The following is a 20,720-nucleotide window of genomic DNA, read 5'->3' as shown; positions in this document are numbered from 1 at the left end:
GTCACGCCCCTGCCTTGGCGACGCCGGTGGCGGTCTCGGGCAGGCCCTTGTCGTCGGGTACGTCGAGCTGTCCGGTTTCGTGGAATTCGAGCTGCTTCCTGCGGTCGGCGACGAGGCCTTCGGGGCGGAAGCGCATGAGGAGCATGAGTGCGACGCCGAAGAGGAGCAGCTGGTACTCGGCCATGAACTGGAGTTTGGCGGGGATGAGGTAGAGCAGTGCGGCGCCCACGAGCGGCCCGCTGATGGTGCCCATGCCGCCGAGGATGACTGCTGCGAGCAGGAAGGCCGAGTTGGGCGGCACGGAGCCGGCGAACTGGTACTGCTCGGGGGTGACGCTGTAGGAGACGTGTGCCTGGACGGTGCCGGCGAGGCCTGCGAGGGATGCGCCGAGGGCGAAGGCGAGGAGCTTGAGGCGGAAGCCGTTGATGCCCATGGCGGTGGCGGCTGTTTCGTCTTCGCGGATGGCGACCCAGGCGCGGCCGATGCGGGAGTCGGCGCTGCGGCGGAAGACCGTGACGACGACGAGGGTGCAGAGGAGCATCAGCAGGTAGTAGTTGCCGGAGCGGGTGAGCTCCTGGCCGAGGACGTCGTGCGGGATTCCGAGGTTGAACCCGAAGATCTCCAGGTCGGGGATGTTCGGGATGCCGTTGGAGCCGTTGGTGACGTCGGGGCCGCTGTTGCCGTTGAGGTTGTTCATGGTGATGCGGAAGATCTCACCGAAGCCGAGGGTGACGATGGCGAGGTAGTCGCCGCGCAGCCGCAGGGTGGGGGCGCCGATGAGTACGCCGAAGATCAGTGAGGCGGCGGCGCCGGTGAGGACGGCGGCCCAGAAGGGGAATTGGACGCCGATGCTCGACTGGGGGGAGCCGGAGACCAGGGCGGCGGCGTAGGCGCCGACGCCGAGGAAGGCGACGTATCCGAGGTCGAGGAGGCCGGCGAGGCCGACGACGACGTTGAGGCCCAGGGCGACCGTGGCGAAGATGAGGATGTTCGCGCCGATGAGGGCGAACTGGTCGTTGGTCTGGGTGAAGGGGAAGCAGATCGCGGCGACGAAGGCGGCGGTGAGGGTGACGGTGCGGTGTTTGGCCGTCAGTGCCGAGAGCCGCTTGAGGAGGCCGGCGCGGGTGAGTGCGGTGAAGCTGAGTGCGGTGATGATGAGGAAGCCGATGAACAGCTGGGGGTTGTCGGTGTCGATGCCGATGCCGAAGGAGAAGACGTACAGGCCGATGCCGAAGGCTGCGGCGATGACGAGGATCTCTGTCCAGGAGGGGAGTTCCTTGGCGCGGCCGGGTTCGGGGGCGGCGAGGCTGTGGCGGAAGAGGGCCCAGGGGTTCGTCGCATCGTCGGCCTGGTGGGGGACGTCGGCGGGAAGGCCGAAGGCGCCGATGGCGGCGATGAGGGCGCCGATGGCGGAGACCCAGGCGCCGGGTTCGAGGTTGACGACGCCGCCGAGGACGTAGCTGATGGCGCCGAGGGCGTAGCCGGTGGCGCCGAGGACGCCGAGGCTGGCGGCGCGGACGGGGCTGTGGGTGCCGCCGGGGGTGAGCCAGCGCAGGCCGCGGATCCCGTATCCGGAGAGGACGAAGAGGATGGTGAGGGCGGCGCCGATGAGGGTGAGGACCTGGAGGCCGCCGGGGTAGCCGGTGATGGTGAGGTTGCCGGGGAATTCGTCGGTCCAGGTCCAGGCGAGGAAGGTGCCGGCGAGGGCGACGGCGGATCCGGCGAGGGTGAGGACGCGGGCGAGGGCCGTGGGCAGTGGGATGAGGGGGGCCGTGTCGCCGTTGGGCGTGTTGACGGCGTCGGTGTTCTTCTGGGTGGGGATGTTGGTGGTCATCGCTATCACGCCCGATCCGCGACGCGTTCGCCGAGCAGGCCTTGTGGCCTGAACAGCAGGACGAGGATGAGGAGAGCGAACGCCCACACGTCCTTCCAGGCGCCGCCGCCGAAGAGGTCCATGCCGGGGATGTCGCCGATGTAGCCGGTGGCGAGGGATTCGGCGACACCGAGGACGAGGCCGCCGAGCATGGCGCCGTAGATGTTGCCGATGCCGCCGAGGACGGCCGCGGTGAAGGCCTTGAGGCCCATGAGGAAGCCCATGCGGAAGCCGACCTGGCCGTTCTTGAGGCCGTAGGCGACTGCTGCGATGGCGGCGAACGCGGCGCCGATGGCGAAGGCCATGACGATGATGCGGTCGGTGTTGATGCCCATGAGCTTGGCGGTGTCGGGGTCCTGGGCGGTGGCCTGCATGCCGCGGCCGGAGCGGGTCTTCGTGACGAAGAGGCCGAGGGCGACCATGCACAGGGGTGCGGCGACGAGGACGAAGAGGTCGCCGCGCTGGATGTTGGCGCCGAGGACGTCGATGGGGCCGCCGTCGAACTGGGGGAAGGGGCGGTCCTTCTTGGCGTCGGGGTACCACATCCATACGGCCTGCTGGAGGACGATGGAGAGGCCGATGGCGGTGATGAGGGGGGCCAGTCGCGGGGCGGTGCGCAGGGGCCGGTAGGCGAAGCGCTCGGCTGCGGTGGCGACGGCGACGGAGACGAGGACGCCGCCGAGGATCATGAGGGGTATCGCTGCGCCGAGGGCGAAGCCGTCGGGGAGGGTGAGCCAGACGGTGAGGGCCCCGAAGCCCCCGACCATGAAGATTTCGCCGTGGGCGAAGTTGATGAGCTGAACGATGCCGTAGACCATCGTGTAACCGATCGCGATGAGTCCGTACATCGCGCCGAGGATGAGTCCATTGGCCAGCTGTTGCGGCAGTTCGTGCACCGCAGGGCCTCCGTGGAGTGGTTCGGATATGGCGCCGCGCGGGAGCGCTGGTGGGCACTCCCGCGCGGCCTGATCAATGCGTGGTGGGGAGGTGTAGCTGCTCCTGCTTCGTTCAGCTGACGTTGGGTGCGGCGCTGTATTCGGGCTTCCACGTGCCGCCGGTGACCTTGTAGGCGGTCATCATGTGGTTGGTGGTGTCGCCGAACTCGTCGAAGGAGATGGTGCCGGTGACGCCGTCGAACTTGACCTTGGCCATGGCGTCGAGGACGGCCTTGCGTCCGTCGGCCGGGACCTTGCCGTCGTTGCCGTCGACTGCGAGCTTGACGGCTTCGATGATGGACCAGGTGGCGTCGTAGGTGAGGCCGCCGTAGGCCTCGTAGGCGTCCTTGTAGCCGGCCGTCTTGTAGTTCGCGATGAACTCCTTGGCGGAGGGCAGGTCTTCGACGGGCTTGCCGACGGAGGTGGCGAGGTCGCCTTCGGCCTTCTTGTTGAGCTTGGGGAACTCGCCGGAGTAGATGCCGTCGCCGCCCATGAGGGGGATGTTCTGGCCGCTGTCCTTGAGCTGCTGGCTCAGGGGTGCGGCGGCGGGGTATTCGCCGCCGTAGTACAGGGCTTCGGCGCCGGTCTTCTTGATCTTGGCGACGACGGCGTTGAAGTCGCGGTCGTCGGGGTTGACGTGGTCGCTGCCGACGATCTTGCCACCGAGCTTGGTGAAGTTCGCCTTGAAGGAGGCGGCGAGGCCGGCGCCGTAGGTCTTCTGGTCGTCGATCAGGTAGACCTTCTTCTTGCCGGCCTTGGTGTACAGGTACTCGGCGGCGAATGCACCCTGGATCTCGTCCGTGGTGGCGGTGCGGAAGAACGTCTTGAAGGGGCGGACCGAGTTTCCGGTCTTCCAGCCGTCGCCCTGGGTGAGCTCGGTGCCCGTGTTGGCGGGGGAGACCTGGGTGAGGCCTGCGTCGCTGAAGGGCTTCTGCATCTGCTGGGAGACGCTGGAGTTCAGCGGGCCGACGACGCCGAGGACGTCCTTGTCGCTGATGAACTTCTGGGCGTTCTGCTGGCCGACGGAGGGCTGTGCCTGGTCGTCGAGGGCTTCGATCTTGAATTCGACGCCCTTGACGTAGCCCTTCTTGTTGGCGGTCTTGACGGCGAGGTCGGCGGAGTTCTGGATGCCGAGGCCAAGCGCGGACAGGTCGCCGGTGAGCGGGGCGTCGACGCCGATCACGACGGTGGTCTTGTCTCCGCTGCTGCTCTTGCCGTCGTCGTCACGCGACCCACAGGCAGTGAGTGTCAGCGATCCCGCCGCGAGTGCGGCGGTGATGGCGATGATCGAACGTTGACGCACGAATCAGGTCCTTTCCCTGGCACGGCGGTCCCCCCTGGAACTCGCCGAGTCGAGCGCTGGGCCGAATGGACTTCGAAACCGGTGGCGCGGTGACTGGGCGTGACTCTAGGCGCGGGGAGGGAACTCGGAGGAGGGTCTGACCAAGGCTGTGACGCTCTTGTTATGACACGAGGTAATGCAGAGCGGTACTTGGAGGGCGGAAGAGCGGAATTAAGGCCGATTCGTCCTGTCCACATGGTGAGAACGCGCAGGACGGGCCCGGCGGGGTTCAGGCGTCTCGAGCGTTTTGGTAATGACCGGGATTTGTTGCCGAAGGTGACCTGTAGGGCCTCGAAGGGCTTGTGCGCATAGTGCGGGCCGGTGCGGGAACCGCGTTCTCACATTTCGTGGATATTACTTAGCGTTACGTCCGTGAAAGGGAGTCCGGCGGTCCTCGGCGCCTTTCGGTATTCCGCTCCGTGCGGGGTGACGACGATCCTGCGCCGCATTCGGCCGCGTCCGTAAGTGCGCCCTCGTGTCGGGGGTGACGGTGGTGTCGTCGGGTGAACTTCGAAGGCGGTGGCGTGCGGGGGCGGTGGCGGGCGACGGGATGCTCTCGCCGAGGCCGCTGTCGCCCACCGTGCGTGTGGGCAGGGGCAGTTCGGTTGTGGCGGAGTGAATGCGGGCGGCGGGTCCGGCGGTCCCGGCAGCGGTGAGTGGATCGTTCTGGGGTTCCTCGCCGGGGTGAATGGGACCCATGGCGTCAGTGCCAGGGGTTTTCGCCGGGGCCGCCGGAGCGGTACCAGTCGACGCAGCCCTTGTGCGCCTGACGGTCGATCAACTTGTCGGCTGCCGCCACTCCTTGGCGCTTCCTGACGGCGCGCGCCGCGTCCACGACCGAACGCAGGATGTCGTACTGGCCGTTGGACAGCCCCATGGACTGGTAGTCGCCGTAGGTGTCGCTGTCGAGCATGGCGCGCGACCAGTGGGCGACGATCCGGGTGCACAACTCCTCGGGGGAGGTGGAGGTGGCGGCGGAGGTGGGGGACAGGGCGGGGGTGGCCGTGGGTGTGGTGGAGGAGGCGGCCGCGGCGTGTTCGGGGCCGCCGTCGTCGCAGGCAGTCACCGTCGCCGCCGCGAAGGCCGCCGCCAGCAGGGCGGGCGCGAGCAGTCGTGCCGTCGCTCCCGCTCCCGGTGTGCTCGCCGTCGTCATGCCGTGACGCTAGGCCGCCGGGGCGGCGCCGGGCAACGGTCGCGCCGTCCCCGGGCCGGCGGGCTTGGGTTCGCGGCCGCGGGGCGCCGCGCGCCGGCCGCCGGTCGTCCGCTCGCGGCGGTGCGGCGGTGCGGCGGTGCAGCGGTCTGGCAGTGCGGCGGTGCGGCGGGTGCGGCCCCGCGGGGCCGCCGGGCTGCCGGGGGCCGGAAGGGGGCCGCGGGGACCGCCGTCCGCCGTCCGGCGTCCGGTGTCGGGTCTCGGGCGTCCGGGGTCAGGCGTCCGGTGTCGGGGGTCCGGCGCTGGGTGTCAGCTGGTGGCGGTGGGGGCGTCGCGCAGGAGGCAGGTGAGCCGGGCGGTGCACACGCGGCGGCCTTCCTCGTCGCTGATCACGATCTCGTACGTGGCCGTGGAGCGCCCCCGGTGTACCGGGGTGGCGACGCCGGTCACCAGGCCGGAGCGGGCGCCGCGGTGGTGGGTGCAGTTCAGGTCGACGCCGACGGCGATCTTCGTGCTGCCGCCGTGCAGCATCGCGCCGACCGAACCGAGGGTCTCGGCGAGGACCGCGGACGCGCCGCCGTGGAGGAGTCCGTAGGGCTGGGTGTTGCCCTCGACGGGCATGGTGCCCACGACGCGGTCCGCGGACGCCTCGACGATCTCCACGCCCATGCGGGAGCCGAGGTGCCCGGCGGAGAACAGGGCGGCGATGTCGATGCCCAGGGCGGCGTACTCGTCGATGACCTCTTGCGGGAACTTCACGTGCTGCTGCTCGCCCATGGGTCCTGCTCCGTTCGTCGATCACATCCGGCGTCACTGAGCAAACGCTCAGTCGGTGGCCGATTGTTCCAGACGGACCACGATGGACTTGCTGGCCGGGGTGTTGCTGGTGTCGGCGGTGGCGTCCAGCGGGACCAGCACATTGGTCTCCGGGTAGTACGCGGCGGCGCACCCGCGCGTGGTCGGGTACAGCACGACCCGGAAGCCGGGCGCGCGCCGCTCCGCCCCGCCCTCCCACTCGCTCACCAGGTCCACGTACCCGCCCTCGGCGAGCCCGAGGACGCGCGCGTCGTCGGCGTTGACCAGGACGACCCGGCGGCCGTTCCTGATGCCGCGATAACGGTCGTCGAGGCCGTAGATCGTGGTGTTGTACTGGTCGTGCGAACGCAGGGTCTGGAGCAGCAGGCGGCCCTCGGGCAGCCTCGGGTACTCGACCGGCGCGGCCGTGAAGTTGGCCTTTCCGGTGGCCGTGGGGAAGCGGCGCTCGTCGCGCGGGGCGTGCGGGAGGGTGAAGCCGCCGGGGCGGCCGTCGGAGTCCGTCACGCGCGCGTTGAAGTCCTCGAAGCCGGGGATCACCCGCGCGATGCGGTCGCGGATCGTCGCGTAGTCCCTCTCGAACTCCTCCCACGGCGTCGCGCTGCCCTCGCCCAGCACCCGGCGCGCCAGGCGGCACACGATGGCCGGCTCCGACAGCAGGTGCGCGCTCGCGGGCGCGAGCCGGCCGCGGGAGGCGTGCACCATGCCCATGGAGTCCTCGACGGTCACGAACTGCTCGCCGCCGCCCTGCACGTCGCGCTCGGTGCGCCCGAGGGTCGGCAGGATCAGGGCGCGCGCCCCGGTGACGACGTGCGAGCGGTTCAGCTTGGTCGACACGTGCACGGTCAGCCGGGCGCGCCGCATGGCCGCCTCGGTGACGTCGGTGTCGGGAGAGGCGGACACGAAGTTGCCGCCCATGGCGAAGAACAGCTTCGCCTCGCCGTCGCGCAGCGCGCGGATGGCGCGCACCACGTCGAAGCCGTGCGCGCGCGGGGGCGCGAAGCCGAACTCCTTCTCCAGGGCGTCCAGGAAGGCCGGTGCGGGCCGTTCGAAGATGCCCATGGTGCGGTCGCCCTGCACGTTGGAGTGACCGCGCACCGGGCACACGCCCGCTCCGGGGCGGCCGATGTTGCCGCGCAGGAGCAGGAAGTTGACCACCTCGCGGATGGTGGGCACGGAGTGCTTGTGCTGGGTGAGGCCCATGGCCCAGCAGACGATGGTGCGCCGTGAGGCGAGCACCATGCGCAGGGCTTCCTCGATCTGTGCGCGGCTCAGGCCGGTCGCCGTGAGCGTCTCGTCCCAGTCGGCGGCTCGGGCCGTCTCGGCGAACTCCTCGAAGCCGTGGGTGTGTTCGGCGATGAACGCCTCGTCGAGCGCGCCCTCGGTCTCCAGGACGAGCTTGTTGAGGAGGCGGAAGAGCGCCTGGTCGCCGCCGATGCGGATCTGCAGGAACAGGTCGGTGAGGGCGGCGCCCTTGACCATGCCCTGCGGGGTCTGCGGGTTCTTGAAGCGCACCAGGCCCGCCTCGGGCAGCGGATTGACGCTGATGATCTTCGCGCCGCCCGCCTTGGCCTTCTCCAGTGCGGAGAGCATGCGGGGGTGGTTGGTGCCCGGGTTCTGGCCGGCGACGATGATCAGGTCGGCCTGGTAGAGGTCCTCCAGCAGGACGCTGCCCTTGCCGATGCCGATCGTCTCCGACAGCGCCGAGCCGGACGACTCGTGGCACATGTTGGAGCAGTCCGGCAGGTTGTTGGTGCCGAGTTCGCGGGCGAACAGCTGGTAGAGGAAAGCCGCCTCGTTGCTGGTGCGGCCCGAGGTGTAGAAGACGGCCTCGTCGGGGGAGGCGAGGGCGGCCGTCTCCTCGGCGATGATGTCGAAGGCGCGCTCCCAGGTGACCGGCTCGTAGCGCTCGCCGCCCTCGGGCAGGTACATGGGGTGGGTGAGCCGCCCCTGCTGGCCGAGCCAGTAGCCGCTGCGTCCGGCGAGGTCGGCGACGGGGTGCGCGGCGAAGAACTCGGGGGTGACCCGCCGCAGGGTGGCCTCCTCGGCGACCGCCTTCGCGCCGTTCTCGCAGAACTCCGCCGTGTGCCGGTGCTCGGGCTCGGGCCAGGCGCAGCCGGGGCAGTCGAAGCCGTCCTTCTGGTTGACGCGCAGCAGTGTCAGCGCGGTGCGCCTGACGCCCATCTGCTGCCTGGCCATCCGCAGGGAGTGCCCGACGGCCGGCAGGCCCGCCGCAGCCTGCTGGGGTCCGGCGACCCGGGGCGCGTCCTGGACCGGATCGGCTTTGGGCGGCTTCGATGCCATCGCGCGCTCTCCTTCGACCTGTGTGCGGGCCGTGTCCCTAAGGGCGTCCCGAGTGGGCGGGGCGCCGTGGGCGGGTGTCGTACGGGCCCTCCGGCGGGCAGGGCGCGCGTCATGCCGTGCGCGCCGCCGCAGCGATCCTCGCACGCGGTGCCGACAACGATCCCGTGTGGTGCTGCTCACGTGCCGCGCAAGGCCCCGCGGGCGGGCGGGCGCTGCCGGGCCGGGGAGACGGGGCAGAGGCGGGAAGGCACGGGGACGGGCAGACGGGCAGACGGCGGGACGAGGGGGCGGGTCCGTGGCCGCCGGAGCCGAGTGTCATTGGGGCGTGGCAGGATCGGGGGCGTGGCAGAGACAGCAGCGAAGACGACCGAGACCCCCACCGGCGCAAGCCGCCCGCGCCTGATGCTCATGGACGGGCACTCGCTGGCGTACCGCGCGTTCTTCGCGCTGCCCGCGGAGAACTTCACCACCGCGACGGGCCAGCCGACGAACGCGATCTACGGTTTCGCGTCGATGCTCGCCAACACGTTGCGTGACGAGGCGCCCACCCACTTCGCGGTCGCCTTCGACGTCTCCCGCAAGACCTGGCGCTCGGAGGAGTTCACCGAGTACAAGGCCAACCGCTCCAAGACGCCCGACGAGTTCAAGGGGCAGGTCGAGCTGATCGGCGAGCTCCTCGACGCGATGCGCGTCTCCCGGTTCGCGGTGGACGGCTTCGAGGCCGACGACGTCATCGCCACGCTCGCCACCCAGGCCGAGGCCGCCGGCTTCGAGGTCCTGATCGTCACCGGCGACCGCGACTCCTTCCAGCTGGTGTCCGAGCACACCACCGTCCTGTACCCGACGAAGGGCGTCTCGGAGCTGACCCGGTTCACCCCGGAGAAGGTCTTCGAGAAGTACGCGTTGACGCCCGCCCAGTACCCCGACTTCGCGGCGCTGCGCGGCGACCCGTCCGACAACCTGCCCGGCATCCCCGGCGTCGGCGAGAAGACGGCCGCGAAGTGGATCAACCAGTTCGGCTCGTTCGCGCAGCTCGTCGAACGCGTCGAGGAGGTCAAGGGCAAGGCCGGGCAGAACCTGCGCGACCACCTGGAGGCCGTCAAGCTCAACCGCCGCCTCACCGAGATGGTCCGCGACGTCGAGCTGCCCAAGGCGGTCGCCGAGCTGGAGCGCGCCCCCTACGACCGCACGGCCGTCGCGATGATCCTGGACACCCTGGAGATCAGGAACCCGTCCCTGCGCGAGCGGCTGTTCGCCGTCGATCCCGGCGGCGTGGAGGCCGAGGCCACCCCGGTGATCACCGCCGGCGTGGAGCTGGACGGCACGGTGCTGGCCACGGGCGAGCTGGCCGGCTGGCTCGCCGAGCACGGCACGCAGACCCTCGGCGTGGCCACCGTCGACACCTGGGCGCTGGGCGCGGGCTCGGTCGCCGAGGTGGCGCTCGCCGCGGCCGGCGGAGCCGCCGCCTGGTTCGACCCGGCGGAGCTGGACGAGACCGACGAGAACGCGTGGGCGGCCTGGCTCGCCGCCGGCGACCGCCCCAAGGTCCTGCACGACGCCAAGGGCGCCATGCGCGTGTTCGCCGAGCACGGCTGGTCCGTCGCCGGCGTCCTCATGGACACCGCCCTCGCCGCCTACCTGGTCAAGCCCGGCCGCCGCTCCTTCGACCTGGACGCGCTGTCCCTGGAGTACCTGGGCCGCGAACTCGCCCCGGCCGCGACGGCCGACGGCCAGCTCGCCTTCGGCGCGGACGACGGCGCCGAGGCCGAAGCCCTCATGGTCCAGGCCCGCACGATCGTCGACCTCGGGGAAGCGTTCCGCGGCCGCCTGGAGGAAGTCGGCGCCACCGACCTGCTGCGCGACATGGAACTGCCCACCTCCGCCCTCCTGGCCCGCATGGAACGCCACGGCATCGCGGCCGACCGCGCCCACCTGGAGGCCATGGAGCAGATGTTCGCCGGCGCCGTCCAGCAGGCCGTCAAGGAAGCCCACGCCGCCGCCGGACACGAGTTCAACCTCGGCTCGCCCAAGCAGCTCCAGGAAGTCCTCTTCGGCGAGCTGGGCCTGCCGAAGACGAAGAGGACCAAGACCGGCTACACCACCGACGCCGACGCCCTGGCCTGGCTGGCCGCCCAGACGGACAACGAGCTGCCGGTCGTCATGCTCCGCCACCGCGAGCAGGCCAAACTGCGCGTCACGGTCGAGGGCCTGATCAAGACGGTCGCCGCCGACGGCCGCATCCACACCACCTTCAACCAGACCGTCGCCGCGACCGGCCGGCTGTCCTCCACCGACCCCAACCTGCAGAACATCCCCGTCCGCACCGACGAGGGCCGCGCCATCCGCCGCGGCTTCGTCGTCGGCGAGGGCTTCGAGTCGCTGATGACGGCCGACTACAGCCAGATCGAACTGCGGGTGATGGCCCACCTCTCCGAGGACGCCGGTCTCATCGAGGCCTTCACCTCCGGCGAGGACCTCCACACCACGGCCGCCTCCCAGGTGTTCGGCGTCGAACGCGGCGCGGTGGACGCCGAGATGCGCCGCAAGATCAAGGCCATGTCCTACGGCCTGGCGTACGGGCTGTCGGCGTTCGGCCTGTCCCAGCAGCTGAACATCGACGCGGGCGAGGCCCGCGCCCTCATGGACGCCTACTTCGAGCGCTTCGGCGGCGTCCGCGACTACCTGCGCCGCGCCGTCGACGAGGCACGGGCGACCGGCTACACGGCCACTCTGTTCGGCCGCCGCCGCTACCTGCCCGACCTCAACAGCGACAACCGGCAGCGCCGTGAGGCAGCCGAGCGCATGGCCCTCAACGCCCCCATCCAGGGCACCGCCGCCGACATCGTCAAGATCGCCATGCTCAAGGTGGACGCCGCACTGCGCGCCGCGAACCTCGCCTCACGCATGCTGCTCCAGGTGCACGACGAAATCGTCCTGGAGATCGCCCCCGGCGAGCGGGAGGCCGCGGAGGAACTCGTCCGCCGCGAGATGGCCGGCGCCGTCCACCTCAGGGCCCCGCTGGACGTCTCGGTGGGCGTCGGCCCGGACTGGGAGTCGGCCGCCCACTAGAACCGGCGACGGCCGCGGAAGCCGCCAGGCACAGAGGCAGAGCGGCAGAGAGGCGGAGGCAGGAGGGGCCCGTCCGGACGGACCGGTCCCTCCTGCCCGCCCGCGTCGAGCCCGCCGCACCGCTCGGCGCATGTCGTCACCGCCGGTCATCCCCCGAAGGGCCCTCACCCGCGTGGCCGCCGAGAACAGGCCCCCGGCCGTCGCCGACCGCCAGGATGCGGCCATGGGTATACGCATGCTTCACCGCCGCAAGGCCCACGCACGCGTTCACGCCACGGCCGCCGCCGGCACCCGGGCCGAACCCGGCACGGCCCCCTGGAGACGTCCACGCCCCGCTCTCGCGCCCCGCGCCGCGACCCCTCGGATCCCGAGAACCCCTGCCACCGTGGTGCGCTCGGCCTTGCGGGCCCTGCGCGCGGCCGCCGGGAACCCGCGCCGTCCGGAACCGGCCCGCCTCGTGCCCGCACGACTGCTCCCGCTCCTCCTGCGGGTGCTGCCGCAAGGCGGCGCCAGGCGTGTGTGGAGCGAGGCGGTGCGCGCCCTGCCGACACTCGCCCTCGGCGTCCTCGAACGGCTCCTCGGGTTCCTCAGGACTCTCAGGCTTCTCGGGCCCCGCAGGAACCGCACCGTCGCCGTCTTCGTCGCGACCGCGCCGCCCGTCAGACGCCGCCCGGACCGCCCCGCCGCACCCTGACCGCACCCGCCCCGGCCCCGGCACCCGTCCCAGAACCCACCGTCCCATTTGCACCCGCACCCGCACCGGTGCCCGTATCCGTACCCGTACCCGTGCCCGTACCCGTACCCGTACCCGTGCCCACGCCCGTCGTCCTGTCCGCTTCCGCGCCCCCGGTCCTGCCCCGGCGTCCGGCGGTCCCGTCCACAACGGCCGGCCGACGCCACAGCCGCACGCAGACGGCGTACAGCAGCACGCCCAGCGCCAGCCCCGCGCCCGCACCGAAGCACAGGGTCGGCACCAGCTCCCACGGCTTGGCGTCGCGCGCGCCCCAGTACTGCCACCACCGTGTCGCCCGCCGCACCGCGGCGACCAGCGCGCACCCGGCGATCAGGGCGCCCGCCCACCAGCGGTCCCGCGCCGAGAGCAACGCGACCCCCGCCGGTCGCGTTGCGCCGGGCACCCGCCGCAACGCGTACGTGACGAACCCGGCGATCACGACCGCGGCCACGGCCGACCCCCCGTACTGCAGGTACCAGTACAGCGGCGAACCGGCGATCCGCTCGCCGAGGACGGGAAACAGGCGCATGCCCCAGCGGTCGAGGTGCGTGAACGCGTCCCACACCACATGCGTCAGCGCGCCCAGAGCCGCGCTGACGTACCACCTGAGCAGGAGCGGGGGCCGCACCCGCGCGCGGGGCGAACCGCAGCGGGTCAGGGCCGCCACCCGGCCCTGCCGGCCGCGCGGCAGCAGCGCCACCAAGGGCTCGCGCACCAGCGCCCAGACCCCCACCAGCGCCCAGGCGATCACCACGTCGACCGTGAACACCCCGGCGAAGGAGTGCGTGACGTCCCCGAACTCCATCGCTTCCGGCCGGACGCTCGCCGCGTAGTAGGTCATGTCCGGAGCGAACGACCCCGCCACCAGGACGGCCGGCGCCAGCCGTCCGCGGCCGGACCCGTCGGCGCGTACGGCGGGCAGCACCGCCGCGGCATGACTCAGCGTGAACGGCAACGGTGCTCCCCGAGGCGGACGTTGAAGGGCCCGAGGGGCCCGGAGTTCGGACGACGTCCAGTATGCGGGGCGCGGTTCGGGGCCGACGGCACGTGAGCAGCCGGTGAAAACGACGCTCGAACGGGTGCCGGTCCAAAAGAAGTTGTCGTAGGGTCGCCTGGGTCGCCGCGCCCCGAACGGGTCGGACAAGGAAGCGAAATCAGGGCAAACCCCTTGCGAGTGCAACCCTCGTGGCGGGTGGACCGTCCCACCAGTGGCAACGGTGACCGACGACGGCCACAGGCACGACGGCCACAGGCATGACAGCAGCACAACCGCGAGAACACAGCACCACCGGCACCACGGACCACCGGCACCACAGACCACGAGCATTACCGACCACCGGCACCACAGCACAACAACAGCACGAGCAGGACGAGAAGCAGGGCGAGAGAGCGGCCGGGCTCCGGACGGACCGGGTGACCCGGCGACGGCAACGGCACGGCAGTGCAGGCGAAGACGGGCGTTCGACGTCCACGGGAGGGTTTCACTTCATGTCGGCGCATTTCGGCACGAGACTGCGCAAGGGAGCGGTCAACACGACCGTGGCCGCACTGGCCGTCGCGGCTCTGGCCGCCTCCCAGGCACCCGACGTCACGGCCGACGGCCAGGGCAGACAGACCGCCGCCGACACCCCTTCCGCCGACGCCGGCACGGGCACGGGCACCGCCGACAGCGCCACCGGTAACTCGCCGTACTACACGGACCTGCCGCCGCTGAAGAGCCCCGCCCCCGCCCCGACCAGCGGCGCGACCACCGCCCCGGCCGCCGCGGGCACCGCCGAGGCCGGAATCCCCGCGACCGTCCTGGACGCCTACAAGAAGGCGGAGGCGGCGCTCGCGCAGGCCAAGCCGGGCTGCAACATGCCCTGGCAACTCCTCGCCGCCATCGGCAAGGTCGAGTCGGGTCAGGCCGGAGGCGGCAACGTCACCGCCGACGGCACGACCGTCACCCAGATCCTCGGACCGGTCCTCAACGGCGTGGGCTTCGCCGACATCACGGACACCGACAACGGTTCCTACGACGGCGACCGCGTCCACGACCGCGCCGTGGGCCCCATGCAGTTCATCCCCTCCACCTGGGCGTGGGCGGGCCGCGACGGCAACGGCGACGGCAAGAAGGACCCCAACAACGTCTACGACGCCGCCCTCGCCGCCGGCCACTACCTGTGCCGCTACAACTGGGACATGGCCACCACGGCCGGCATGCGCAGCGCGATCCTCAGCTACAACAACTCGACGGACTACCTCAACACCGTCCTGTCGTGGCTGGAGTACTACCGCAAGGGCACGCACGAGATCCCCAACGGCACCGGCAGCGTGCCCGCCAACCGCAGCGACGACTACCCGAGCACGCCCATCCCGCCGTCCGCCACGCCGGGCAGCCCGACGACGCCCGGCAAACCGGCGACCCCCGGCAAACCGGCGACCCCGCCCAAGCCGCCGGCGCCCACGCCCGGCAAGCCCAAGCCGCCGGCGCCCACGCCGACCGACACCGTGGACCACCTGGAGCACGCGGGCACGGCGAGCCTCACCGCCATGGCGGGCCACGCCTACACCGAGCGGATCAGCGCCCGGGCGGAGACCGCGGCCGGCAAGGGCGTCGCCAAGGTCAGGGTCCGCTTCACCATCGTCGGCGACACCGACGCCGTCTTCGCGGGCGGCGAGAACGTCGCCGTTGTCGCCACCGACGGCAAGGGCGTCGCCCTCGCGCCCGCGCTCACGGCGGGTGAGAAGACCGGCGCCTTCACCGTCCGCGCCACCCTCGCCGGGCGCCCGCTCTCCGCGCTCGACTACCGGGCCACCGTCACCGCGCGCGCCGCCGACGCCCTCGCCCGCACCGGCACCACCGCGCTCACCTGCGTCGCCGGCGGCGAGTTCGCCGACCAGGTCGAGGTCAAGGCCACCTACAAGGGCGCCGTCGCGGACAAGGTCGCGGCCACGGCGACCCTGGTCAAGTCGGCCGACGACCCGAGCGCGAACGACAAGGGCCCCTACTTCAAGGACGCCGCCGGTAACCCCGTGCGCACCTGGCAGGTCACGACGGACGCGAAGGGCCTGCTCCAACTGCCCAAGCTGTACGCCGACGACAGCGCCGGAACGTACCTGCTGCGCATCACCACCGAGGGCGGCGCGACCCTGACCGTCGAACTGACCGTCACGGCCGCCGCGACCACGTCGCCGAGCCCCGATCCCGGCGAGACGCCGTCCACGCCCACCGCGTCGCCGTCGACGCCCGCCGAGTCGCCCTCCACGGCCGCCGGCTCATAACCACGCGCGACCCTCCCGCACCCCGGCGACGGCGCCCCCGCGAAACGCGAGGGCGCCGTCGCCGCGTTCGCCGCAGACGTGACGCCGTCATGCACGTCATGTACGTCATGCATGACAACCGCGACGGCATACGACCGGCACAACGGCCACAACGGGCACGACGCGTAGGTGAGGTCGTCATGCATGTGGAGCGGGTCGTGCGCGACGTGTTCTCATCTCGGGCGCCCGTTGCTACGGTGCCGCATCTGACGACCTGTCAGGTGTGTTGTCGGCGCCCCGGCCGGTTCCGGCAGCCGATCCCGTGCCCGTTGCGCAGGGAGGCCCGATGCGCGCCCTCATCGCCGCCGCGACCGGTCTCGCCGTCGCCGTGGCCCTCGTCCTCGCGCTCACCGCCCTGGGCACGCCGACCGGCACGACCTCCCCGAAACCCCTCCTGACGACGGTCCCCGCCCACCCCTGACCGCCCCCGCCCGCCGCCCCGCCCGCGAAGGAGGCCGAGATGCGCCGCACCGCCGCCCTGGTCCTGCTCGCCCTCGCCGTGTTCTTCGCGGCGCTCGCCCCACTGCTGCGCTGGTACGCCTATCCGCGCCTGGCGAAGATCCCGGCCGGCGAGTACCAGACGATGGTCCTGGAGGCGAAGAACGCCACCCTCCTCGACTACGGCACCATGACCGCCCGCACGGTCCCCGAAGTCACCATCGTGCAGACCCTGAAGGGCGATGTGCGGGCCTCCGAGAAGATCGAGAAGACCGCGGGCCGTGACGTCGTCGTCTGGGACGGCCTGTCCTACGTCCAGGGACCCGACGGCAAGATGGTCTCCAAGGTCCCCGAGCGCTACATCTTCGACGCCCACACACAGGAGCCCGTCCACGCCACCGGCGAGATGGTCGACGGCGACCCCGTCCGCCGCACGGGCATCGAGTTCAAATGGCCCTTCCTCACCCAGAAGCGGGACTACCAGTACTTCGACGCCCAGACCCGCACCACCGCCCCCATCCACTACCGGGGCACCCGCGACTTCCGCGGCCTGAAGGTCTACTACTTCGAGCAGACCGTCCCCTGGACCCGGGTCCCCATGCCCAGGACGATGCCCGTCCAGGGCATCACCCCCGAGACGATCGCCAGGACCGGCACCACCCGCTGGTACACCACCGTCCGCAGATTCTGGGTCGAGCCCGTCACCGGAGCGCCCCTCAACGGCGAGGAGATCCACCGGGAGGAACTGCGCGGCGGCACCCTCCTCGGCGGCCGCGCCAAGGTCACCGCGTTCGCCGGACACGTCAAGATGCGCGAGGACTACATCGAGCACACGGTGGCCGTGGTCGGCTCCAACCGCACCCTCGTCCTCCTCCTGACGTCCTACCTGCCCTGGGGCTTCCTGCTGCTCGGCGGCGCGCTGACGTCCCTCTCCCTCCTCCTGGAGGCCCGCTCCCGCCGTCCGCGCCGCCCGGACCCCGCCGAACCGGCCGAACCCGCCGCGCCGCGGTCCGTCACCGCCTGAGCCGCGCGTTGGTGTGGCGCGTCGCCTGGGCGCCCGCCGGGTCCTCCGGCCACGGATGCTTCGGATAGCGGCCCCGCAGCTCCGCCCGCACCGCCCGGTAGCCGTCCCGCCAGAACGACGCGAGATCGGACGTGACGGCCGCGGGACGCCCCGCCGGGGACAGCAGATGCACCACCAGCGGCACCCCCGCCACCCGCGGCGACTCCTGCATCCCGAACATCTCCTGAAGCTTCACCGCCAGCACCGGCCGCTGCGGATCGGCGTAGTCGATCCGGATTGCGGACCCGCTCGGAACGGTGATCCGCTCCGGCGCCAGCTCGTCCAGCCGGCCCGCCTCGCCGGACGCCCACGGCAGCAGCCGTCCCAGCGCCTGCCCGGTGTCGATCCGCCCCAGATCGGCCCGCCGCCGGGCCCGGCCCAGCTCCGGCTCCAGCCATTCGTCCACGCGCGCGTGCAGCGACTCGTCGCTCACGTCCGGCCACGGATCCCCCTTGTGCGCCCGCACGAACGCCAGCCGCTGCCGCAAGGCGTCCGCCGCCGGGGACCACCGCAGCAGCCGCAGACCCTCCTGCCGCAGCCCCTCCACCAGCGCACCGCGCACCAGCGACGCGTCGGCGTCCCGCAGCGGACGCACCGCCAGCTCCACCGCACCCAGCCGCTCGACCCGCCGCGCCACCACGTCGCCGTCCGCCCAGTGCACCTCGTCCCGCTCCCGCAGCAGCGCACCGGCCGCACGACGGGCCACCCCCTCGTCCACCACCCCCGCGAGCCGCACCCGCGCGTGCACCTGGCCGACAGGCCGGTCGGCGACCGCCACCGCCAGCCAGGACGCCCCCCGCAACCCCGTGCCCGGACCGGTCTCCGCCCGGGTCCCGGACACCATGAGATACGAGCCGCCGTCCGCCCTGGCGAGCCGCTCGGGAAACGCGAGAGCGACCACGAGCCCCACGAGACCCTCCTCGCCCCTCTCGCCCGCCCCATCCCTGGCGACGCCCCCGTCCCCGGGCCCGCGCCCGGCCCCGCGCCCGGCACCGCCCCCACGCGCGTCCCCGTCGCCGTCCCCGGCCGCGCCGGGGGAGGGGGACCCGGACGGCCGGGGGACGGCCTGGCCGACGACGGCCCGCAGCCGCCGCACCTCGGCCCGCCACCGCCCGCCATAGGCGTCGCCGCCACGCCGGGCGGCGCGCAGAGCGGCGGCCAGATCGTCCCCGTACTCCCGCGGAGCCTCCTCGCTCAACAACGCCACCACCTCGGCGGCCCGCTCCGCCCCCACCGACGCCGCCCCGTCCAGCAGCGCCCGCCCCAGCCGCGGATGCAGCCCCAGCCGCGCCAACCGCACACCCCGCTCCGTCGCCGCCCCCGCCGCGTCCACCGCGCCGATCGCCGTCAGCAGCTCCCGGGCCGCCGCCATCGCCCCCGCCGGCGGCCGGTCCAGCAACGCCAGCCCCGACGCCCGCGGATCGCCCCAGCACGCCGCCTGAAGGGCGAACGAAGCGAGATCGGCCACCTTGATCTCCGGCGCCGGGAACAACGGCAGCCGCACGTCCTCCGCCTCCGCCCAGCACCGGTACACCACCCCCGGCCCCTCACGCCCGGCCCGCCCCGCCCGCTGCCGCCCCGCGGCCCGCGAGGCCCGCACCGTCGCCAGCGCGCTCAGCCCACGCGCGTGATCCACCCGCGGCTCCCGCGCCAGACCCGAGTCCACCACCACCCGCACCCCGGGCACCGTCAACGACGACTCCGCCACCGACGTCGCGAGCACCACCCGCCGCCGCACCCCCGGCGCCAGCACCGCGTCCTGCACCGCCGCCGGCGCCCGCCCGTGCACCTGCAGCACATCCACCCCGTCCAGTGCCCCGAGCAGCCCCGCCACCCGCGCGATCTCCCCGACACCGGGCAGGAAACACAGCACGTCCCCCGACCGCTCCGCCAGCGCCCGCCGCACCACCGACGCCACATGGGCCAACAGCGCCGGATCCACCCGCGTCCCGTGCGGCGGACGCACGGGACGCGCGGGCGGCGCCCACACCACCTCGACGTCGAACACGGCGCCCCGCGCCTCCACCACCGGAGCCCCGCCCAGCAGCCCCGCCCACCCGGCGGTGTCCGTCGTCGCCGAGGCCGCCACCAACCGCAGCTCCGGCCGCAGCGTCTCGCGCACGTCCCACAGGAACGCCGCCGACGTGTCCGCGTCCAGATGCCGCTCATGGCACTCGTCCAGCACCACCACGTCCACGCCCGTCAGCTCCTGATCACGCTGAAGACGCTGCAGCAGGACACCGGTCGTGACGACCTCCACACGCGTGTGCCGCCCCACGGCCCGCTCCCCGCGCACCGTGTACCCGACGGCCTCCCCGGTCCGCTCACCCAGCAGCCACGCCATCCGCCGGGCCGCCGCCCGCGCCGCGATCCGCCGCGGCTCGGCCACCACCACCCGCCGGGCCGGCCCCTCGCCCAGCAGCCCGGCCAGCGCGAGCGGCACCAGCGTCGTCTTGCCCGTGCCGGGCGGCGCGGCCAGCACGGCCGCCCCGTGCCCGTCCAGGGCGTCGTTCAGAGCGGGCAGGGCCGCCCGCACGGGCAGCGCGGCCAGGGCGTCGTCACGGAGGATCACGCCCCCAGTGTCATACGCGGCCGAACACGCCCCCCACGCGCGTGCGCCACCGCAGGCAGCCGCACCGCCTGCCCCACAGCTCCCGCCCGCCCCGCGCTCAGTCCCGCTCGCACACGAACACGGCCGTCCCCGGAATCAGGTTGCCGCGCAACGGCGACCAGCCGCCCCACTCCGACGAGTTCCACGACGGCCACTGCGGCTCCACCAGGTCCACCAGCCGGAACCCGCCCGCCACGACGTCGCGCACCCGGTCCCCGATCGTGCGGTGATGCTCCACGTACACCGCCCGGCCCTGCTCGTCCTGCTCCACGTACGGCGTGCGGTCGAAGTAGGACGACGACACCGTCAGCCCCTCCGGGCCCGGCTCGTCCGGGAACGCCCACCGGATCGGATGCGTCACCGAGAACACGAAACGGCCGCCCGGCCGCAGCACCCGCCGCACCTCCTTCAGCACCAGCACCGGATCCGCGACGAAGGGCAGCGCCCCGTACGCCGAACACGCCAGGTCGAAGGAGCCGTCCGCGAAGGGCAGCGCGCCCGCGTCGGCGCACACCAGCCCGAACGGGCCGCCGATGCGCAACGCGTGCTGGAGCTGGCGGTGGGAGATGTCCAGGGCGACCGGCAGCGCGCCCTGCGCGGCGAGCCAGCGCGAGCACTGGGCCGCGCCGGCGCCGATCTCCAGCACCGCCCGGCCCTTCAGCTCCTCCGGCGGGCCGAGCAGCTCCGCCTCCACCTCGTCCAGGCCCTCAGGACCCCACACGAAGCGGTCGTCGCCCAGGAAAGTGCCGTGCTCGATCTGGTATTCGTCCGCGTTGCGATCCCACCAGCCCCGGTTGGCCCGGGTGCTCTCGGCGACGTCGGCGTCACGTCGGGTGGCTTCCGGCTCGAAGGCCGTCTCGGACGATGCGGGCTCTTGGATGATCGGCTCCCTCGTCGTACTCTTCCGTGCAACCCGCCCGACGGCGGCACCCAGGTGTCACCGAAGGGGCTTCCCCCGTGCCTGCGCGGCCTCGGGAGAAAGGTTGTGTGCCGGGTATGCGGTGATCCGCCCCGGGTGTGCGCCTTCGCGCATTGACCCTGCCCGGCTGCCCCCGTATGCTACAAGTTGCGCTGCGGGCCTGCGCA

13 protein-coding genes and 1 pseudogene are annotated in these 20,720 nt (G+C 72.4%); 5 read left to right on the top strand and 9 right to left on the bottom strand.

The window, feature by feature from the left end; genetic code table 11:
• Window position 1: 1 nt before the first annotated feature.
• The 6 genes from OG802_RS08830 to OG802_RS08805 form a co-directional block, all read right to left on the bottom strand.
• Window positions 2-1,834 (bottom strand): branched-chain amino acid ABC transporter permease, encoded by a 1,833-nt coding sequence (locus tag OG802_RS08830; RefSeq protein ID WP_329408795.1) that lies wholly within the window; start codon window positions 1,832-1,834, stop codon window positions 2-4.
• A 5-nt stretch (window positions 1,835-1,839) separates the two neighbouring features.
• The gene (locus OG802_RS08825; protein ID WP_329408793.1) at window positions 1,840-2,769 is read right to left on the bottom strand and encodes a branched-chain amino acid ABC transporter permease; all 930 of its coding nucleotides are present in this window, start codon (window positions 2,767-2,769) and stop codon (window positions 1,840-1,842) included.
• 112 nt (window positions 2,770-2,881) lie between these two features.
• Window positions 2,882-4,111: a branched-chain amino acid ABC transporter substrate-binding protein gene (locus OG802_RS08820; protein WP_443055206.1), complete on the bottom strand. Its 1,230-nt coding sequence runs from the start codon at window positions 4,109-4,111 to the stop codon at window positions 2,882-2,884.
• A gap of 742 nt (window positions 4,112-4,853) precedes the next feature.
• Window positions 4,854-5,303: a hypothetical protein gene (locus OG802_RS08815; RefSeq protein ID WP_329408791.1), complete on the bottom strand. Its 450-nt coding sequence runs from the start codon at window positions 5,301-5,303 to the stop codon at window positions 4,854-4,856.
• Window positions 5,304-5,609: 306 nt separating this feature from the next.
• Window positions 5,610-6,077 (bottom strand): PaaI family thioesterase, encoded by a 468-nt coding sequence (locus OG802_RS08810; RefSeq protein WP_329408790.1) that lies wholly within the window; start codon window positions 6,075-6,077, stop codon window positions 5,610-5,612.
• Between the two features lie 48 nt (window positions 6,078-6,125).
• A complete protein-coding gene (locus OG802_RS08805; RefSeq protein WP_329408788.1) occupies window positions 6,126-8,417 on the bottom strand; it encodes an FdhF/YdeP family oxidoreductase in 2,292 nt (763 codons plus the stop codon).
• Window positions 8,418-8,759: 342 nt separating this feature from the next.
• On the opposite strand from OG802_RS08805, the gene polA reads away from it, so the two are divergent.
• Both polA and OG802_RS08795 read left to right on the top strand, forming a co-directional pair.
• A complete protein-coding gene (gene polA / locus OG802_RS08800) occupies window positions 8,760-11,486 on the top strand; it encodes a DNA polymerase I (RefSeq protein WP_329408786.1) in 2,727 nt (908 codons plus the stop codon).
• Window positions 11,487-11,871: 385 nt separating this feature from the next.
• The gene (locus OG802_RS08795; RefSeq protein ID WP_329408784.1) at window positions 11,872-12,180 is read left to right on the top strand and encodes a hypothetical protein; all 309 of its coding nucleotides are present in this window, start codon (window positions 11,872-11,874) and stop codon (window positions 12,178-12,180) included.
• 181 nt (window positions 12,181-12,361) lie between these two features.
• On the opposite strand, the pseudogene OG802_RS08790 reads toward OG802_RS08795, so the two are convergent.
• Window positions 12,362-13,174 (bottom strand): annotated as a pseudogene (locus tag OG802_RS08790) (DUF4184 family protein); the annotation flags it as partial.
• Between the two features lie 533 nt (window positions 13,175-13,707).
• On the opposite strand from OG802_RS08790, the gene OG802_RS08785 reads away from it, so the two are divergent.
• From OG802_RS08785 to OG802_RS08775, 3 genes are all read left to right on the top strand, one after another.
• Window positions 13,708-15,483: a lytic transglycosylase domain-containing protein gene (locus OG802_RS08785; RefSeq protein WP_329408781.1), complete on the top strand. Its 1,776-nt coding sequence runs from the start codon at window positions 13,708-13,710 to the stop codon at window positions 15,481-15,483.
• Window positions 15,484-15,808: 325 nt separating this feature from the next.
• Window positions 15,809-15,943: an SPW_0924 family protein gene (locus tag OG802_RS08780; RefSeq protein ID WP_329408779.1), complete on the top strand. Its 135-nt coding sequence runs from the start codon at window positions 15,809-15,811 to the stop codon at window positions 15,941-15,943.
• A gap of 39 nt (window positions 15,944-15,982) precedes the next feature.
• Window positions 15,983-16,984: a DUF3068 domain-containing protein gene (locus OG802_RS08775; RefSeq protein ID WP_329408777.1), complete on the top strand. Its 1,002-nt coding sequence runs from the start codon at window positions 15,983-15,985 to the stop codon at window positions 16,982-16,984.
• Here OG802_RS08775 and OG802_RS08770 read toward each other — a convergent pair.
• Window positions 16,974-19,592 (bottom strand): ATP-dependent RNA helicase, encoded by a 2,619-nt coding sequence (locus tag OG802_RS08770; RefSeq protein WP_329416999.1) that lies wholly within the window; start codon window positions 19,590-19,592, stop codon window positions 16,974-16,976. The genes OG802_RS08775 and OG802_RS08770 overlap by 11 nt on opposite strands.
• 100 nt (window positions 19,593-19,692) lie before the next feature.
• On the bottom strand, window positions 19,693-20,517 hold the full coding sequence (locus tag OG802_RS08765; RefSeq protein ID WP_443055438.1) for a class I SAM-dependent methyltransferase: 825 nt from the start codon (window positions 20,515-20,517) through the stop codon (window positions 19,693-19,695).
• Between the last annotated feature and the right edge of the window lie 203 nt (window positions 20,518-20,720).

The sequence above is a fragment of the Streptomyces sp. NBC_00704 genome (assembly GCF_036226605.1).
Classification (GTDB): Bacteria; Actinomycetota; Actinomycetes; order Streptomycetales; family Streptomycetaceae; genus Streptomyces.
This window is presented reverse-complemented; position numbering and strand designations above follow the sequence as displayed.

Coding starts and splice junctions, on each gene's coding strand:
- OG802_RS08830 (WP_329408795.1), bottom strand. CDS start 1,834: ATGACCACCAACATCCCCACCCAGAAGAACACCGACGCCGTCAACACG.
- OG802_RS08815 (WP_329408791.1), bottom strand. CDS start 5,303: ATGACGACGGCGAGCACACCGGGAGCGGGAGCGACGGCACGACTGCTC.
- OG802_RS08810 (WP_329408790.1), bottom strand. CDS start 6,077: ATGGGCGAGCAGCAGCACGTGAAGTTCCCGCAAGAGGTCATCGACGAG.
- OG802_RS08805 (WP_329408788.1), bottom strand. CDS start 8,417: ATGGCATCGAAGCCGCCCAAAGCCGATCCGGTCCAGGACGCGCCCCGG.
- OG802_RS08785 (WP_329408781.1), top strand. CDS start 13,708: ATGTCGGCGCATTTCGGCACGAGACTGCGCAAGGGAGCGGTCAACACG.
- OG802_RS08780 (WP_329408779.1), top strand. CDS start 15,809: ATGCGCGCCCTCATCGCCGCCGCGACCGGTCTCGCCGTCGCCGTGGCC.
- OG802_RS08775 (WP_329408777.1), top strand. CDS start 15,983: ATGCGCCGCACCGCCGCCCTGGTCCTGCTCGCCCTCGCCGTGTTCTTC.